Here is a 13,175-nt window from a genome sequence, read left to right on the forward strand (position 1 = left end):
ACCCACTGGGCGCCAGACGGGCGCTCCAGCAACGCCAGGGGAGATGATTCATGGCTTCGCGGTTTGATGACGTTTCGGCGAACTGCCCCCGACTGATGCCCGAGGGCAATCCAGTGCGCCGGCTGGTGGTTCTGCTCCACGGCGTCGCTTCCGACGCCAGCCAGTTATTCCGCCTGGCGCAGGACTGGCGGCGTCTGCTGCCAGACACCGCCTTCGTCGCCCCCAATGGTCCGCAGCCGTGCCCGGACGCCGATGGTTCGCGACAGTGGTTTCCCCTGCCCTCCTTTGAACCCGCCGTGCGGCGCGCTGGCGTCGCAGCCGCCGCGCCGGCGCTGGACGCCTGGCTGGATCAGGAGCGCGACCGCCACCAGTTGCGCGACAGCGACATCGCCCTGGTCGGCTTCAGCCAGGGCGCACTGATGGCGCTGGCCGTCGGACTGCGCCGGTCCCGGCCCATCGCCGCCATTGTCAGCTTTTCCGGGATTCTGGTGGACGCTGACCAGCCTGAGGCCGGGCGACTGCAGGGGGACATTGCCAGCCGCCCACCGGTGCTGCTGGTGCACGGCGCCGACGACAAGGTGATTCCGCCCCAAGCGCTGGAGCTGACCGCCCGCGTGCTGACAGCCGCCGGCGTGCCGCATCAGGGACAGGTGCTGAAAGGCGTTGGCCATGCGCCAGGGGCGCGCGGCGTCATTTCCGCCGGCCGCTTCCTCGCCAGGGCGTTTGGTTTGCCGGAGCGCCCTCCAGGCCGCCGCCAGGCTGTATAGAAGCCGCCGCCAGGCTGTATCAAAGAGACGCCGTCAGGATTGTACGGGCGCGCCGCCAGGCTACCGGGAGATGCGGACAGGCCGCGTGAGCGCGCGGCGTGGCTGCAACATTCGTTGGCTATAGCCCACGCGCCGTTTTCACGGCGCTGTCGGCGGCGGCGCGCAGCAGCGCCCCGTCGCCGGAAACGGCGATGAACGCAAAACCGGCCTGCGCCAGAACACGGGCCCGCTCGGGCGACACCGCATAGACGCAGGGCGTCTTGCCCGCCGCCCGGCAGCGGGCGACCACATGCGCCAGCGCCTGCTCCACCTCGGCGGATTGCGGGTCCATCAATGCGCCTCCGGAGAGAGCAATCGACAGATCCGCTGGCCCGACGAATAGGCCGTCGACGCCGTCAACCGCCAGAATGTCGTCCAGCGCCGCCAGCGCCTCGCGCGTCTCCACCATGGCGAAAGCCGGCAGCAGGCTGTTGGCGCGGGCCAGATAGCCGGCGTTATCGAGCCCGCTGGAGAAGCGTGATTCTCCCGGTCCCCAGCTGCGCCCGCCAACCGGCGGGAACTTGCAAAACGACGCCAGCGCCCGCGCGTCGTCGGCGCTGTTGATCATCGGGGCGATGATGGCGGACAGGCCCGCGTCGAGCAGTCGCGACGCCGTGGCGAACTCACCGACAGGGATGCGCGCCACTGCGGGTTTGCCGGCGGCCAACACCAGCGGCGCGGCCCGCGTCACGGCGGCGAAGTCGATGGCGCCGTGCTGCATGTCGAAGGTCACGGCGTCAAAACCGGAGCGGGCCAGGGTCGCCGCGATCTGCGGTTCGCCCATGCCGATCCATGCGGAAAACAGCGGGCCGCCGCCACGCAAACTGTCCGTGAAAGCCTGATAAACCGACATGTCGCGCTCCGGTGATGATGCGGGCGGGCGTATCTTCAGGGAAAAGTGGACGCTCACCTTTCGCAAGAAAATGCGCGAAACAAAGGTCAGGGCATTTCCGGCGAGGTCGCCTCACCGGAAACGCTCTTTCTCATCAACCCAGAGGGAAGCCGACGGCGCGTTCCAGTTCGGCCAGCGCCACCGCCGGGTCGATGACCTTGATGGTGGTCATGCCGAGCTCCCGGGCCGGCTTCAGATTGATGCCCAGATCGTCGAGATAGACGCAGCGCGCCGGGTCGACGCCGAGTTTGTCGGTCATCATGGTGTAAATGCGCGGATCGGGCTTGCGCATGCCGAGCTTGGCGCTCTCGATCACCTCATGGAACAGCGCCATGACGTCGGCCTTGTAGACGGACTTGGGATTGTCGGTGGCGCTGACCACCAGATTGTTGGTGATGCAGCCGGTCTTCATGCGCGCCGAAATGCGGCGAAGCGCCTCGACCATTTCCGGCCGGATGTCGCCGCCGAGCAGTTCGAACATGTCGCGACCCGGCACTTCATGGCCAAGCGCCCTGCTCTCCTCGGCGAACAGGCGATCGAAAGCGTCGTTGTCGATTTCGTTCCGCTCGACCTTCGCCCATGCATTGTCGAGATGGTTGGCCGCGTTGACGCTGCGCAGGAAGTCCTTCGGCAGGCCCCGTTCGGCTTCGTAACGGTTGAAGGCCTCGAACGGGCTGGACGAGATAACGCCGCCAAAATCCCAGATAACTGCTTCGATCACGCCTGTTTCCTCCTGGAACGGGCCAGCCCCCGGGCCGCCCGTCCGTTACCGGTTTTCACGGCGTTGTAGAATGCAATCGCGGTGTGGGGAAGTGTGGCGGCCGCCGAACGGCGGGTCAGGGCGCAGTCCTGGCGCCAGACAGACGGCTACGATTTGGTGAGGCGCGGCCGCCAGCGGCTGCAAAGGCGCATGCCTCACGAACGCCCGCGCCACGCGTCGCTCAGCTTTCTGGCGCGGTGTTCAGATAGATCTGGCGGCGTTGATTGGCGGTCGGGTTTTTGTAGGCGACGCACTCGCCGAAGTAGAAGCTGTCCGGGCGCAGGCTGGAGGGATCGGCGCAGATGCGCGCCAGCTGCTGCGCCCGCGTTTCCGGCGTCCTGGTCTGACAGGCGCCCAGCAACAGGGCCGGGCCGGCGATCGCAATCGCCCCCACCATACGCACCGCCACGACCGCGCGACGTTTGACCAGCTTCATGATGTTCTCCCACCAGAGCGCCATCCCGCAAAGTGAACGCCACCTTGCGCCAGGAAGGCGCCTGAATTCAAAAAAGACAGACGGTTTCGCGGGGCCCGTTCAACCCCGCCGCCAGCGCGCCGGCATTGGGGGCCGGCGCGGCCGGTCCCGATTGCGATCCAGCGCGCCAGCGGCGGCTGGTCTTGCTGGTTTTACCCCTGGCGGACCGCCAGCGCCGTCTGTCAGCGCCCGGCCGAAGCCCTCGCCGCAGTTGCGGCGGCATCATCGAGCGCGCAGTCCGGCTTCGCCGCGCCGGAAGCTCGCGCCGCCGCGATTTCCTTTTTGGCTTCCGCCAGTTGCGCCTCGAAATCAGGGTTGGCGTGCAGCTGCGCCACCACCGCTGCGCCGACCAGACGGCCAGCGTTGACATCGGCCGAAATCATAACCGCGCTGGATGATGGCGTTGGCCTCCGACGGCAGCGCCTCGGTCAGGATCAGCGCCCACGCCCAACCGAAGGCGGCGTGGCCAGAGGGGTATGACCCGTCCTTGCGCAGCCCTTCTTCGTGATCGGCGAAGCAGGTGCCATTGTCGTTGGCGGCCACGTAGGGACGCTGGCGATTGTAGTTGTTCTTGGCCTTGTAGGTGGCAAGCCCGGCGTCAGTCAGCGTGCGCCGCAGCAACATGTTGAGGTGCGGCGTGGTCTTTTCGTTGATCTCGACGCCGATGGTGCAGGAGAAGGCGTCGACGGCGCGCGGGAAGCTGTAGACAGCGTCGCGCGCCGCCACCCTGGCGCGCGGCGTGTCGCGCTGCTTCAGCGCCGCCAGCCGCGCCGCCTCGTCCCGCGCCTGCTGCGCCGAACCCGCATCCGGCGGCGGCCCGAGCAGCGCCAGGCTGTCAATGGCCTCCTCGCGCGGCAGGTAGCCGGCCAGGATGCCTGGCCGCAGTTCCTTCAGATCAGCCGGATTGGTCGTTGGCGGAGCTTTCGCCGCGCCGGCATCGCCCGCCGCCGCTCCACCGGGGCCGGCGACAACAGCCAGCAGGCACATGACGCCCGCCAGAACCACAGATGATCTGACCATTTCCGCCCCCCTCGCGCACTGCTTTTCGCGAACGTGCGGAGCGGCGCGGCGTCTGTCAACTGACGTTTGTTACAAGGTGCCGCCCATATATCGTCCAGACATCGCCCAGATATCGCCCCTGGGCTTTTCCCGCCTGGCGGCGCCGTTCTCACGCGCCCCGGTTCACATGGACAGATCGCCCACAGATCGCCTGGGCGAGGGCGTCAGGAATCAGGCCCTGGCCGGGCCTGAGCCAGGCTGGCGCTGAGGTTTGGTCGCCGCTGAATCGCCAACCGGAACCGCCCTCAAACAGGTCGACCTGACCGCTGCGGATTTTCCTGTTTTGAACGAAGTCTGATCAACCAAACGATCCAGCCTCGCCGGAAAGCATTCTGGCGTCACGCCGCGCGCGAAGCCCGGTCGATATGCATGCGATAGCCCAGCGCTTCGGCCACCTGGGCGCGCCCCACCTGGCGTTCGCCGGCGAGATCGGCCAGCGTGCGCGCCACCCGCAGCACGCGATGCCAGGCGCGGGCCGACAGCTGCATGCTTTCAGCCGCCGCCCGCAACAGACGGGCGCCGTCTTTGTCCGGAGCGGCAATGTCCGGCAGTAGCGCCGCCGGGCAGGTGGCGTTCAGCAGGTCTGGCGCGCCAAAGGCCGTGAAGCGCTGGCGTTGTACGGCGCGCGCCGCCAGAACGCGCTTGCGCGCCGTGGCGGAGTTTTCGCCCGGTTGCGTCCGCTCCAGCGCCGTCATCAGGTCGGTCGCGCTCACCGCGGGCGTCTCGATCACCAGATCGATGCGATCGAGCAGTGGCCCCGAAAGGCGAGCCTGGTATTGCGCCATGCAGCGCTCATTCGGCCCGCGCCGGCAGGCGTAACCGGGCTCGGTTCCGCGCCCGCAGCGGCAGGGATTCATCGCCGCCACCAGCTGGAAACGGGCCGGATAGGTCACCCGGTGATTGGCCCGGGCCACCATCACTTCGCCGCTCTCCAGCGGCTGGCGCAGGCTATCCAGCGCCTGAGGGCTGAACTCGGGCAACTCATCGAGAAACAATACGCCGTTGTGGGCCAGCGAAATCTCGCCCGGCCGGGCGTTGACGCCGCCGCCGACCAGCGCCGCCATCGAGGCGGAATGGTGCGGAGCGCGAAACGGCCGCCGGTCAGTCAGCGCCCCGGTTTCCAGCAGGCCGGCCACTGAATGCACCATGGAGATGTCGAGCAGCTCGCGCGGCGACAGCGGCGGCAGGATTGATGGCAACCGCTGCGCCAGCATCGATTTTCCCGCCCCCGGCGGCCCGCTCATCAGCCTGATGTTGACTTAGGACCCATATGGCACGTAAGGCTTTGAGGATCAACCCGGATGAGACAACGTATGGAACGCCCTAAAGCGTACAGCTATCTCCGCTTCTCCACCCCCGAGCAAGCCAAGGGGGACAGCTTCCGTCGCCAGACGGCACTGGCGCAGGAGTATGCCGTCCGTCACGGGCTTGAGCTTGCGGACCTGACATTCCACGACCTCGGTGTTTCGGCATTCCGGGGAGCGAACGCGGAAACAGGACGCCTTGGGGACTTCAAGCGAGCTGTAGAGGACGAGTTGGTTCAGCCCGGTTCCTATCTCCTTGTGGAAAGCCTCGACCGTGTCAGTCGCCAAGCTGCGCGTAAGGCCCGCGAGTTCGACCGCTGGGTCCGTCACGTCGTCCTGCCTACCATCCGCAAGGAAGGCGCTTACGTCGCTGGCGAAGAGAACATCGGCAAGGGAACAGAAGAGGACGACGAGGCCCTCATCCTCCGCGCCATGCAGATCATGGAACGCAAGGTGGAGCGGCTAAAGGCTGAGCGGGATCAAGCCCGCGAGGCTAACATCAAGCTGGTTGAAGAAATTCTGGATGTCACCGACGCAAAGGACGCCCTGAAGGAAAGCGTCGGCACCTACCTGCACACCGTCCGTGACTACGTGAAGATGCTCGACCACCGCATCAACCTCGGCATGGTGTCCCGCACCCTCGTGGCCCTCGGCTATTACCGAAGCCCGACCGTCAATTGCTACCGCGTCCGTCGTGGGGCGAAGGCGGAAGGCAAGTTCATCGAGAAGCTGCACCCGGAGCGTGGCTTCTGCACCATCTACGCCACGGCTGAAGGCAAGGAAGTTCTGGCCCGTCTGGTCAAGTCGGGGTCCTTCCCGCGCAAGACGCGGCCCCCTGCGGCTACTGCCGTAGGGGGCACTCCCAGATTGTCCTTATCTCTAGCCATGAGGCAATCTCGGGCCGCGTAGTCGCTCCGTGAAGCGTCCCAGCGGCCTTCAATGGTTCGCTAAAACTGAACCTTGTATAGCTCTTTGGCCATCGCTGGCGGAATACGCACGATGGATGAAAACGAACCTTCCTTCGCGAAGGTGATATGATTGAAATCGTGGCTCCACTGGCTGGGAATTGGGCACCCCTCGCGCACGCCCCAAGCCCGAAGTGTCTTGACCGTCAGGGGCACAGCAAGCCTTCGGCCTGATTCTAGGTCCGAGATACACTCTCTAATTGTTTTGACACTGAAGTTGAGCGAGCGAACCAGCCTGTGCCTATCCAAGTCGGTCATATTAGCAACGCGACCGCGCCAATCCCCGGTCAGCACGTGTGCTTCCAACCTCTCCCCTGCCCGTCTGAGCTTTGGGGCAATAGGTTTCCAAGCTGGGTTCAGCAGTTCATAGCCAGGCAAGTCAGCGTGGGAGCGCTCCACTTCAATGTCGACGAGGGATGCGTTTCCGTCACGGCTTACCCGCAGGTCCTTCGCCTTTTGAACGATCTTGAGTTTCCCATCGCGTCTGACATGATCCCAAAGTGGAAACCTCTTGTCAGCTAATACCTTGACAAGGTCAGCCCTGAATTCATCCAGCGCTTCAGCGACCAATGTCGCCTGCTGACAAGCGTCCAGAACTCCGCCCAAGAGAGGCAGCTTGGACAACACGAAAGCCTCATCCTGCTGCTTTCGTTTTTCCGCTTTTAGTTCTCGATAGGCATTGTCATGTGCGCCTTGATCGAGAGAGCGAAAGCATGCCGGACCCAGCAATCGGATGACCGCCTCGTCTGGAAACCAACCGATCTTGCCCGCTTTTCCATACTTCCGGGTTTCCGGGGCACAGCATGGACATACAGCCCACACCTTCCCCCTGAAGCGAGCTAGGGGAAGGTCAAATTCTTCGAGATAGACCAGCGCACCGCCCTTGGGCGGTCGTGTGTGAGTGTGCCCCCACCATTCATGAGGTTCGCCTCCATCCCTGATATGGTGGAGTATCTGGCGTACCAGACCGGCGCTGGGGCGAGCCTTGAAGTATGGCTTAACCGCCCGGCAGGCAGCAGATATTTCAACTTTATTGTTTTCTGTCGTACCCGCGTCTTCAATCTGCTCGACGAGCATGTGAAGGGATGTCGCCAAACCGCGTCTCCTTGCACGAAACGAAACGGGAACGACATAACATATATCTTCTGAGTCGCCTATAAGTGGCGCTCAGGAGTTCACGAGATGAACCACCTCCGGCGGAGAGAAGGCCACGTCGATCCACCGGGAGATCATCGCTGTCTTTCGGTTCAGATAACGTTGCCCGCTCATCAATGGTCACTTACTCTGTGCAACAAGCCTGCTCGATATAGACCGGGGAATGGGAACGAAGATGGCCGATCTTGAAAACGAAGACGCGACCCCGGACTCAGGAGGCTGGATTGAGAGAATCATCGAAGGTGGCATCCCTCAAATACTTCTGGGACCAGCCGGGAAAGCCATAAGCCGTTTGATCGGCGCGGGTGCAGACTATCCCATCGCACATATTGAAGGACTGACCCAACGCGTAAGAGATCGCAATGCGGCTCGAAGCGCCATCACGCGGGGGCTGTCACAGAAAGCCCTTGAATCAGCCGTGGGAGACCCTGCTGCTGTTGACCGCGCATTGAATAACTTCTTGGATCGCAGCCTTCGTATTCAGGCCAACAAAGACGCAGTCGCTGCGTTCGCCATCGAAGACCTTTCTAATGATCCACCTGCGGAGGGGAGTACAGGCCCGGCGGATGACTGGTTAGCAAAATTCGAGCGGCTGGCGGAGGACGCATCAAGCGAGGACCTACGTGTGCTGTTTGGAAAACTGCTGGCCGGCGAAATCCGCTCACCGCGCTCGATAGCACCCGCTACTCTGCACTTCGCATCGCTACTTGACGCAGAGACGACGCAACTCATCGACCGAGTTCTACCCTTCTGCACAGGCACTGACGCGGCTTTCCACGAGTGCGTCACTCCCGCCCTGACCATCCCAGAGATCGTCAGACTGGAACAGGCCGGCTTCTGGACGACAGACAAAGCATTAGGTATGAAAATTGGCGATGATGCAATGGGCTTCTTCCGACTAAGAGGGGACGATTTAGTTGCTCTTTTCAAGGGAAATCCGGGAACTTCCGCAACAATCAGCGCATCATTACTTTCGCCAGCGGCGATGTCTTTTGTCAAAATTGTGAACAGAGAATTCGATTCCGAAGCATTTGGTAGGTATCTGCTGAATAAGCTCAAGTGCGATGAAGTTTATGTCGGAGGCATCCAGCCGACTCCAAACGGCGGCTTCTGCATGCCAACCTATCGGCTGGTCGCTTCAGCTCAAGCACCGACTTAAGCATCAGGCTTAGTGCAAGCAGGACGCACATCCTTAGCACCGCGCAACGGCAATGCGTATACGCAGACTCCATACTCAGAGGTCCATTGACAACAACCTGAGCAGATTGTGGCCGCCCGACGCCGCCACCTCCAATGCCCGCCGGCCGAGCTCCTGGCCGCGCACGTCGGCCAGATCGGGCAGCGCCGTCTCCTCCTGACGCATGACGGGGGCAGGACGCGACAGCACCTGGGCTCCCTGAAAATGACTGGTGATGCGCAGCAGCGATTCCGGCGCGAGAATCTCCAGCTCCTCGCCGGCCCAGGCCGCCTCAGCGCCACAGGCCGCCGGGCAGATCAACCCATGCCCCTGGGCCGCCGCAGCCATCGCAGCCGGCAGCACGCCGGTCACCCGACAGATAGAACCGTCCAGCGACAGTTCGCCCAGCACGGTGAAACCGTCGAGGGCGTCGGAAGGCAACGCGCCGATCGCCGCCATCACCGCCAGAGCGATCGGCAGGTCGTAGTGCGAGCCTTCCTTGGGCAGATCAGCCGGCGCCAGATTAACGGTAATGCGCCTCGCCGGCAGCGCCAGCCCCGCCGCCAGCAGGGCGGCGCGCACCCGCTCGCGTGACTCGGCCACCGCCTTGTCGCCCAGTCCAACGATGGCGAAAGCCACGGCGCCGCTCGAAATCTGCACCTGAACGTCAACGGGTCGCGCCTCGATGCCGGCGAATGCCACCGTTGAAACATGCGTCGCCATGCCGTCCCCGCCCCCGCCCTCAGGGCGGCTCTCGTCAAACGGGAAAATACTGTCAGTAAATATAAAATTCAGCAAGAATAAATAAGTAATAATGCGTTCAAAATCTCTCCCTTTACCCGTCGGCGCGCTTACGTCGCCGGCTGCTGCTGCACGACGTCCGGGTCCATCCAGAAAATTTCCCAGACATGACCATCGGGGTCGGCGAATGTGCGCTGGAACATGAAGCCGTGGTCCTGCGTCGGCATAACGTCCGCCGTCCCGCCCGCCGCGCCAGCCTTGCGCACCAGGCCATCGACCTCTTCGCGGCTGTCCGCGGACAGGGCGATCAGCATTCCGGTGTGCTGGCGCGCGTCCGCGACAGGGTGCGGCGCGAAACCGCGGAATTTCTCGTGGGTAAGCAGCATGACGAAAATCGTGTCTGACAGCACCATGCAGGACGCGGTTTCGTCGCTGAACTGCATGTTCTGCCCGGCGCCGATCGCCTTGTAGAAAGCAGTGGCGGCTGGCAAACTCCGCACTGGCAGATTGATGAAAATCATGCGCGGCATGGCTGGTCCTCCCGGCTTTGGCGTGCGGGCATGTTAGCACGCCCTGGCGTCCGGCCGGTTCACAAGCGGAGCAGCGGCGCGGTTCCGGTTCCCTGGCCCCGACACGGTCGCTGGCCACGCTGGGCCGCTATCATGTCGCAGCGCCCGGCGCGAAGCGCTGCCGCGCCAGCCGCCCTTTTGCGACATCCCCCGAAAAGATGGATGGATTTCCACCTGCCAAACGCTTGACCAACACATGCGGACCGCATTAGAGCGGGAGCCGTCCCGATTGTTTTCGGAACGCCCGTTCCATGTCTCGCGACCGTTGGTCCATGGCATGGTCATGGCCCGCCGGGCTCATGCCAGGGCGTCTGACGCCGGAGATCGGGCCCCGGCCTGCTCCGCCAGGTTTCTCTTGTGGTCGCCAGTCATGCGCTGCGCCACGGTTTGGGAGGTATATGCCTTGAAGCTCGATTCATCCGTCTCCGCAGTCGTCACCGGCGGCGCTTCCGGCCTCGGCGCCGCGACCGCCCGCGCGCTCGCCGCCCAGGGCGTCAAGGTCGCCCTTTTCGACTTCAACGAAGAGAAGGGCGAGGCCCTCGCCAAGGAAATCGGCGGCGTCTTCTGCAAGGTCGACGTGACCAACGAAGAGCTGGTTGACGCCGGCTTCGCCAAGGCCCGCGCCGCCCACGGCCAGGAGCGCATCCTCGTGAACTGCGCCGGCACCGGCAACGCCATCAAGACCGCTGGCCGCGACAAGAAGACCGGCGAAGCCACCCACTTCCCGCTCGACGCCTTCAACCGCATCATCCAGATCAACCTGGTCGGCACCTTCCGCTGCATCGCCAAGTCGGCGCAGGGCATGCTGTCGCTCGACCCGCTGGAGCACGGCGAGCGCGGCGCCATCGTCAACACCGCTTCGGTTGCCGCTGAAGACGGCCAGATGGGCCAGGTCGCTTACTCCGCCTCGAAGGCTGGCGTTGTCGGCATGACCCTGCCGATCGCCCGCGACCTGATGAGCGAAGGCATCCGCTGCAACACCATTCTGCCGGGCATCTTCAACACCCCGCTGCTGCAGGGCGCTCCCGAGAACGTCAAGGCGGCCCTGTCGGCTTCGGTGCCTTTCCCGAAGCGTCTCGGCGCGCCGGAAGAGTACGCGCAGCTGGCTCTGACCATGATCACCAATGGCTACTTCAACGGCGAAGACGTCCGTCTCGACGGCGCCATCCGCATGGCTCCGCGCTGATCGCTGCAGTCGCGCGACGTCCACATTCGAAGCCGGCGGGAAACCGCCGGCTTTTTCTTTGCCCTTTTTCACGCCGCGACGGCGCAACGCCTGCCCTCCCTTTGGGCGCCGGCGCCCCTGAGAGCGATTGAACTCTGGCCAGAGCGGGCGCAGGTTGCCGGCCCGCAGCCAGCAAGGGAACAACCAGCGTGCGTCTCCATATTTTCGAACTGGATGATCTGGGGCCGGAGATGGCGGCGCGCGGCGTGCGTTTTCGCGATCTGTTCATCGACTGGCTGACGCCGGCGCTGCCGGAGGCGACATTCAGCTCCACCCTGGTCCCCGCCGGCGCCCGTCTGCCAGCTCCGGGGGCGTATGACGCCTACATGCTCACCGGCTCGCGCGCCGGCGTTTATGACAACCTGCCGTGGATGCAGCCGCTGCAGGGTTTTTTGCGGGAGGCGGCGGAAAAGGGCGTTCCGGTCGGCGGCGTCTGCTTCGGCCACCAGATCATGGCGGCCGCCCATGGCGGCGTCATCGAGAAAGCCCGCGGCGGCTGGAACGTGGGCCGGCAGCAGCACCAGGTCGCCGCCAGGGCGCGCGCGCTGTTCGACGGCGCCGCGACTCTCTCCGCCCTGTCCTTTCATCAGGATCAGGTCACCAGGCTTCCCGTGGGCGCGGAGGTGATCGTCGCCTCGGAGCGTTCGCCGCACGGCGGTCTGCTTTATGATTTCCCCGCCATGTCGGTGCAGTTCCACCCGGAGTTCCGGCCGCGGACGGTCACGACGATGCTGGACAACGCGCGTCCCGGCGCCCCCCCCGCCGACGTCGCCGCCATGGCCCGCGCCAGCCTCGGCGGCGCGCTGGACAATCAGCGGATCGGCCAGGCCTTCGCCCGCTTTTACCGCACGGCGCTGGCCTGAACGCCAGCCCCCGCTCACCTGCGCTGTCGGCGTCGCTTCCTGCCCGACGGTCAGTTGCTGCGGCAGCGCGCTGGCGGAAAAAGCAGGACGGAAACCCGGCGTGAGCGGATTTCCGTCCCTGCCTGCCCCGGCGGTCCGGTCAGCGCTCAGGCGTTGTAGTTCAGCTTCAGGCCCGGACGCGGCCAGCGGCATTTGTACAGCTTGCCGGTGGATGAGGCGGTGATCCAGGCGTCGCGCATGTCGGCGCCGCCAAAGCAGATATTGGTGGTCAGCACGTCCGGAACGGCGATGTGGTCATGTGAGCCGTCAGCCGGATTGAAGACGGTGACGCCGCCATTGGCGATGGTCGCCACGCAGACGCGGCCGTCAGCCTCCACGGCGAGGCTGTCGAGCAACTGGTAGCCGGGCAGCGGTCCCATCACCCCGTGCTGGGCGTAGCGGTCGGTCGATGTCGCCACCTGGCCGGGGCCGGTGATGGCGAAGCTCCAGACGCGCGAGGTGCGGGTTTCGGCCACATGCACCGTCTTGCCATCCGGCGACAGGCCAACGCCGTTGGGCGTCAGCAGGCCGCTGCGCGCCTTGATGATCTCCGAACCATCCGCTTTGGCGTAGTACAGATGGCCGAGGTCCATGCGCTCATCGTCATGCTTGCCAAGGTCGGTGAACCAGAAGCCGCCCTCACGGTCGAACACCAGATCGTTCGGCCCGCGCAACTTGCGGCCGCCGCCCTCCGTATACAGCGTGGTGAATTTTCCCGACGCCAGATCGACGCGCTGGATCGAGCCGCCGGCGTAGTCGTCGGGCTGGGTGTGCGGCGCCAGCGTGCCGTCCGGGCGCTTCACCCAGTTGAAGCCGCCATTGTTGGTGACGTAGACAGCGCCGTCGGGCCCGATCGCCGCGCCATTGGGGCCGCCGCCGAGTTCGGCGACCACCGTGGCCTTGCCGTCCGGCGTCACGCGGGTAAGCGTTTTGCGGCGAATTTCCACCAGAATGACTGACCCGTCCGCCATGGCGATCGGCCCTTCCGGAAACTCCAGCCCTTCCGTGACGAGTTCAAGCTCAACCTTGCTCACTGGCGACATCTCCCTTTTGAACGAACATCCGGACCGGCATTCGCTCCATTGTTTTGATCTGGTGCGATTTCCTGGCGCGGAGCGGATCTGCTCCGGCGGAAAACACCGCGA

The 13,175-nt window shown here is 64.5% G+C and carries 13 protein-coding genes and 2 pseudogenes; 5 read left to right on the top strand and 10 right to left on the bottom strand.

The window, feature by feature from the left end; translation table 11 throughout:
- The first annotated feature begins 50 nt into the window (after positions 1-50).
- Entirely contained in the window at positions 51-767 is a 717-nt protein-coding gene (locus tag IE243_RS15475) for an alpha/beta hydrolase (protein ID WP_191320301.1), read from the top strand.
- A 118-nt stretch (positions 768-885) separates the two neighbouring features.
- On the opposite strand, the gene IE243_RS15480 is transcribed toward IE243_RS15475, so the two are convergent.
- The 6 genes and pseudogenes from IE243_RS15480 to IE243_RS15500 all read right to left on the bottom strand — a co-directional run.
- Positions 886-1,659, bottom strand: coding sequence for an HpcH/HpaI aldolase family protein (locus IE243_RS15480; RefSeq protein WP_191320302.1), 774 nt, complete (start codon positions 1,657-1,659; stop codon positions 886-888).
- 133 nt (positions 1,660-1,792) lie between these two features.
- Positions 1,793-2,419 carry an HAD-IA family hydrolase gene (locus IE243_RS15485; RefSeq protein ID WP_191320303.1) on the bottom strand — a complete coding sequence of 209 codons (627 nt, stop codon included), beginning with the start codon at positions 2,417-2,419 and terminating at the stop codon, positions 1,793-1,795.
- Positions 2,420-2,639: 220 nt separating this feature from the next.
- Positions 2,640-2,894, bottom strand: coding sequence for a hypothetical protein (locus IE243_RS15490; RefSeq protein WP_191320304.1), 255 nt, complete (start codon positions 2,892-2,894; stop codon positions 2,640-2,642).
- 221 nt (positions 2,895-3,115) lie between these two features.
- Complete coding sequence (locus IE243_RS23190; protein ID WP_210319875.1) at positions 3,116-3,268, bottom strand: hypothetical protein; 153 nt, start codon at positions 3,266-3,268, stop codon at positions 3,116-3,118.
- Entirely contained in the window at positions 3,243-3,953 is a 711-nt protein-coding gene (locus tag IE243_RS15495; RefSeq protein WP_210319876.1) for an acid phosphatase, read from the bottom strand. Before IE243_RS15495 ends, IE243_RS23190 begins: the two co-directional genes overlap by 26 nt.
- 377 nt (positions 3,954-4,330) lie before the next feature.
- A pseudogene (locus tag IE243_RS15500) lies at positions 4,331-5,239 on the bottom strand (YifB family Mg chelatase-like AAA ATPase); the annotation flags it as partial.
- A gap of 66 nt (positions 5,240-5,305) precedes the next feature.
- On the opposite strand from IE243_RS15500, the gene IE243_RS15505 reads away from it, so the two are divergent.
- Complete coding sequence (locus IE243_RS15505) at positions 5,306-6,205, top strand: recombinase family protein (protein ID WP_244643209.1); 900 nt, start codon at positions 5,306-5,308, stop codon at positions 6,203-6,205.
- 38 nt (positions 6,206-6,243) lie between these two features.
- Here the strand turns inward: IE243_RS15505 and IE243_RS15510 are convergent, their stop codons facing one another.
- Positions 6,244-7,356: a hypothetical protein gene (locus IE243_RS15510; RefSeq protein WP_191320307.1), complete on the bottom strand. Its 1,113-nt coding sequence runs from the start codon at positions 7,354-7,356 to the stop codon at positions 6,244-6,246.
- Positions 7,357-7,591: 235 nt separating this feature from the next.
- Here IE243_RS15510 and IE243_RS15515 point away from each other — a divergent pair, with 235 nt between their 5' ends.
- A complete protein-coding gene (locus tag IE243_RS15515) occupies positions 7,592-8,575 on the top strand; it encodes a DUF2806 domain-containing protein (RefSeq protein ID WP_191320308.1) in 984 nt (327 codons plus the stop codon).
- 99 nt (positions 8,576-8,674) lie between these two features.
- On the opposite strand, the pseudogene IE243_RS15520 reads toward IE243_RS15515, so the two are convergent.
- Together IE243_RS15520 and IE243_RS15525 are read right to left on the bottom strand one after the other, a co-directional pair.
- A pseudogene (locus tag IE243_RS15520) lies at positions 8,675-9,316 on the bottom strand (magnesium chelatase domain-containing protein); the annotation flags it as partial.
- A gap of 128 nt (positions 9,317-9,444) precedes the next feature.
- A complete protein-coding gene (locus tag IE243_RS15525; protein ID WP_191320309.1) occupies positions 9,445-9,864 on the bottom strand; it encodes a VOC family protein in 420 nt (139 codons plus the stop codon).
- A gap of 442 nt (positions 9,865-10,306) precedes the next feature.
- On the opposite strand from IE243_RS15525, the gene IE243_RS15530 reads away from it, so the two are divergent.
- Both IE243_RS15530 and IE243_RS15535 read left to right on the top strand, forming a co-directional pair.
- A complete protein-coding gene (locus tag IE243_RS15530) occupies positions 10,307-11,089 on the top strand; it encodes an SDR family NAD(P)-dependent oxidoreductase (protein WP_191320310.1) in 783 nt (260 codons plus the stop codon).
- 188 nt (positions 11,090-11,277) lie between these two features.
- Complete coding sequence (locus IE243_RS15535) at positions 11,278-11,991, top strand: type 1 glutamine amidotransferase (protein ID WP_191320311.1); 714 nt, start codon at positions 11,278-11,280, stop codon at positions 11,989-11,991.
- Between the two features lie 146 nt (positions 11,992-12,137).
- Here the strand turns inward: IE243_RS15535 and IE243_RS15540 are convergent, their stop codons facing one another.
- A complete protein-coding gene (locus IE243_RS15540; protein WP_210319877.1) occupies positions 12,138-13,064 on the bottom strand; it encodes an SMP-30/gluconolactonase/LRE family protein in 927 nt (308 codons plus the stop codon).
- Between the last annotated feature and the right edge of the window lie 111 nt (positions 13,065-13,175).

Origin of the sequence: Camelimonas fluminis, from assembly GCF_014656355.1 — a bacterium.
GTDB classification, from domain to species: domain Bacteria; phylum Pseudomonadota; class Alphaproteobacteria; order Rhizobiales; family Beijerinckiaceae; genus Camelimonas; species Camelimonas fluminis.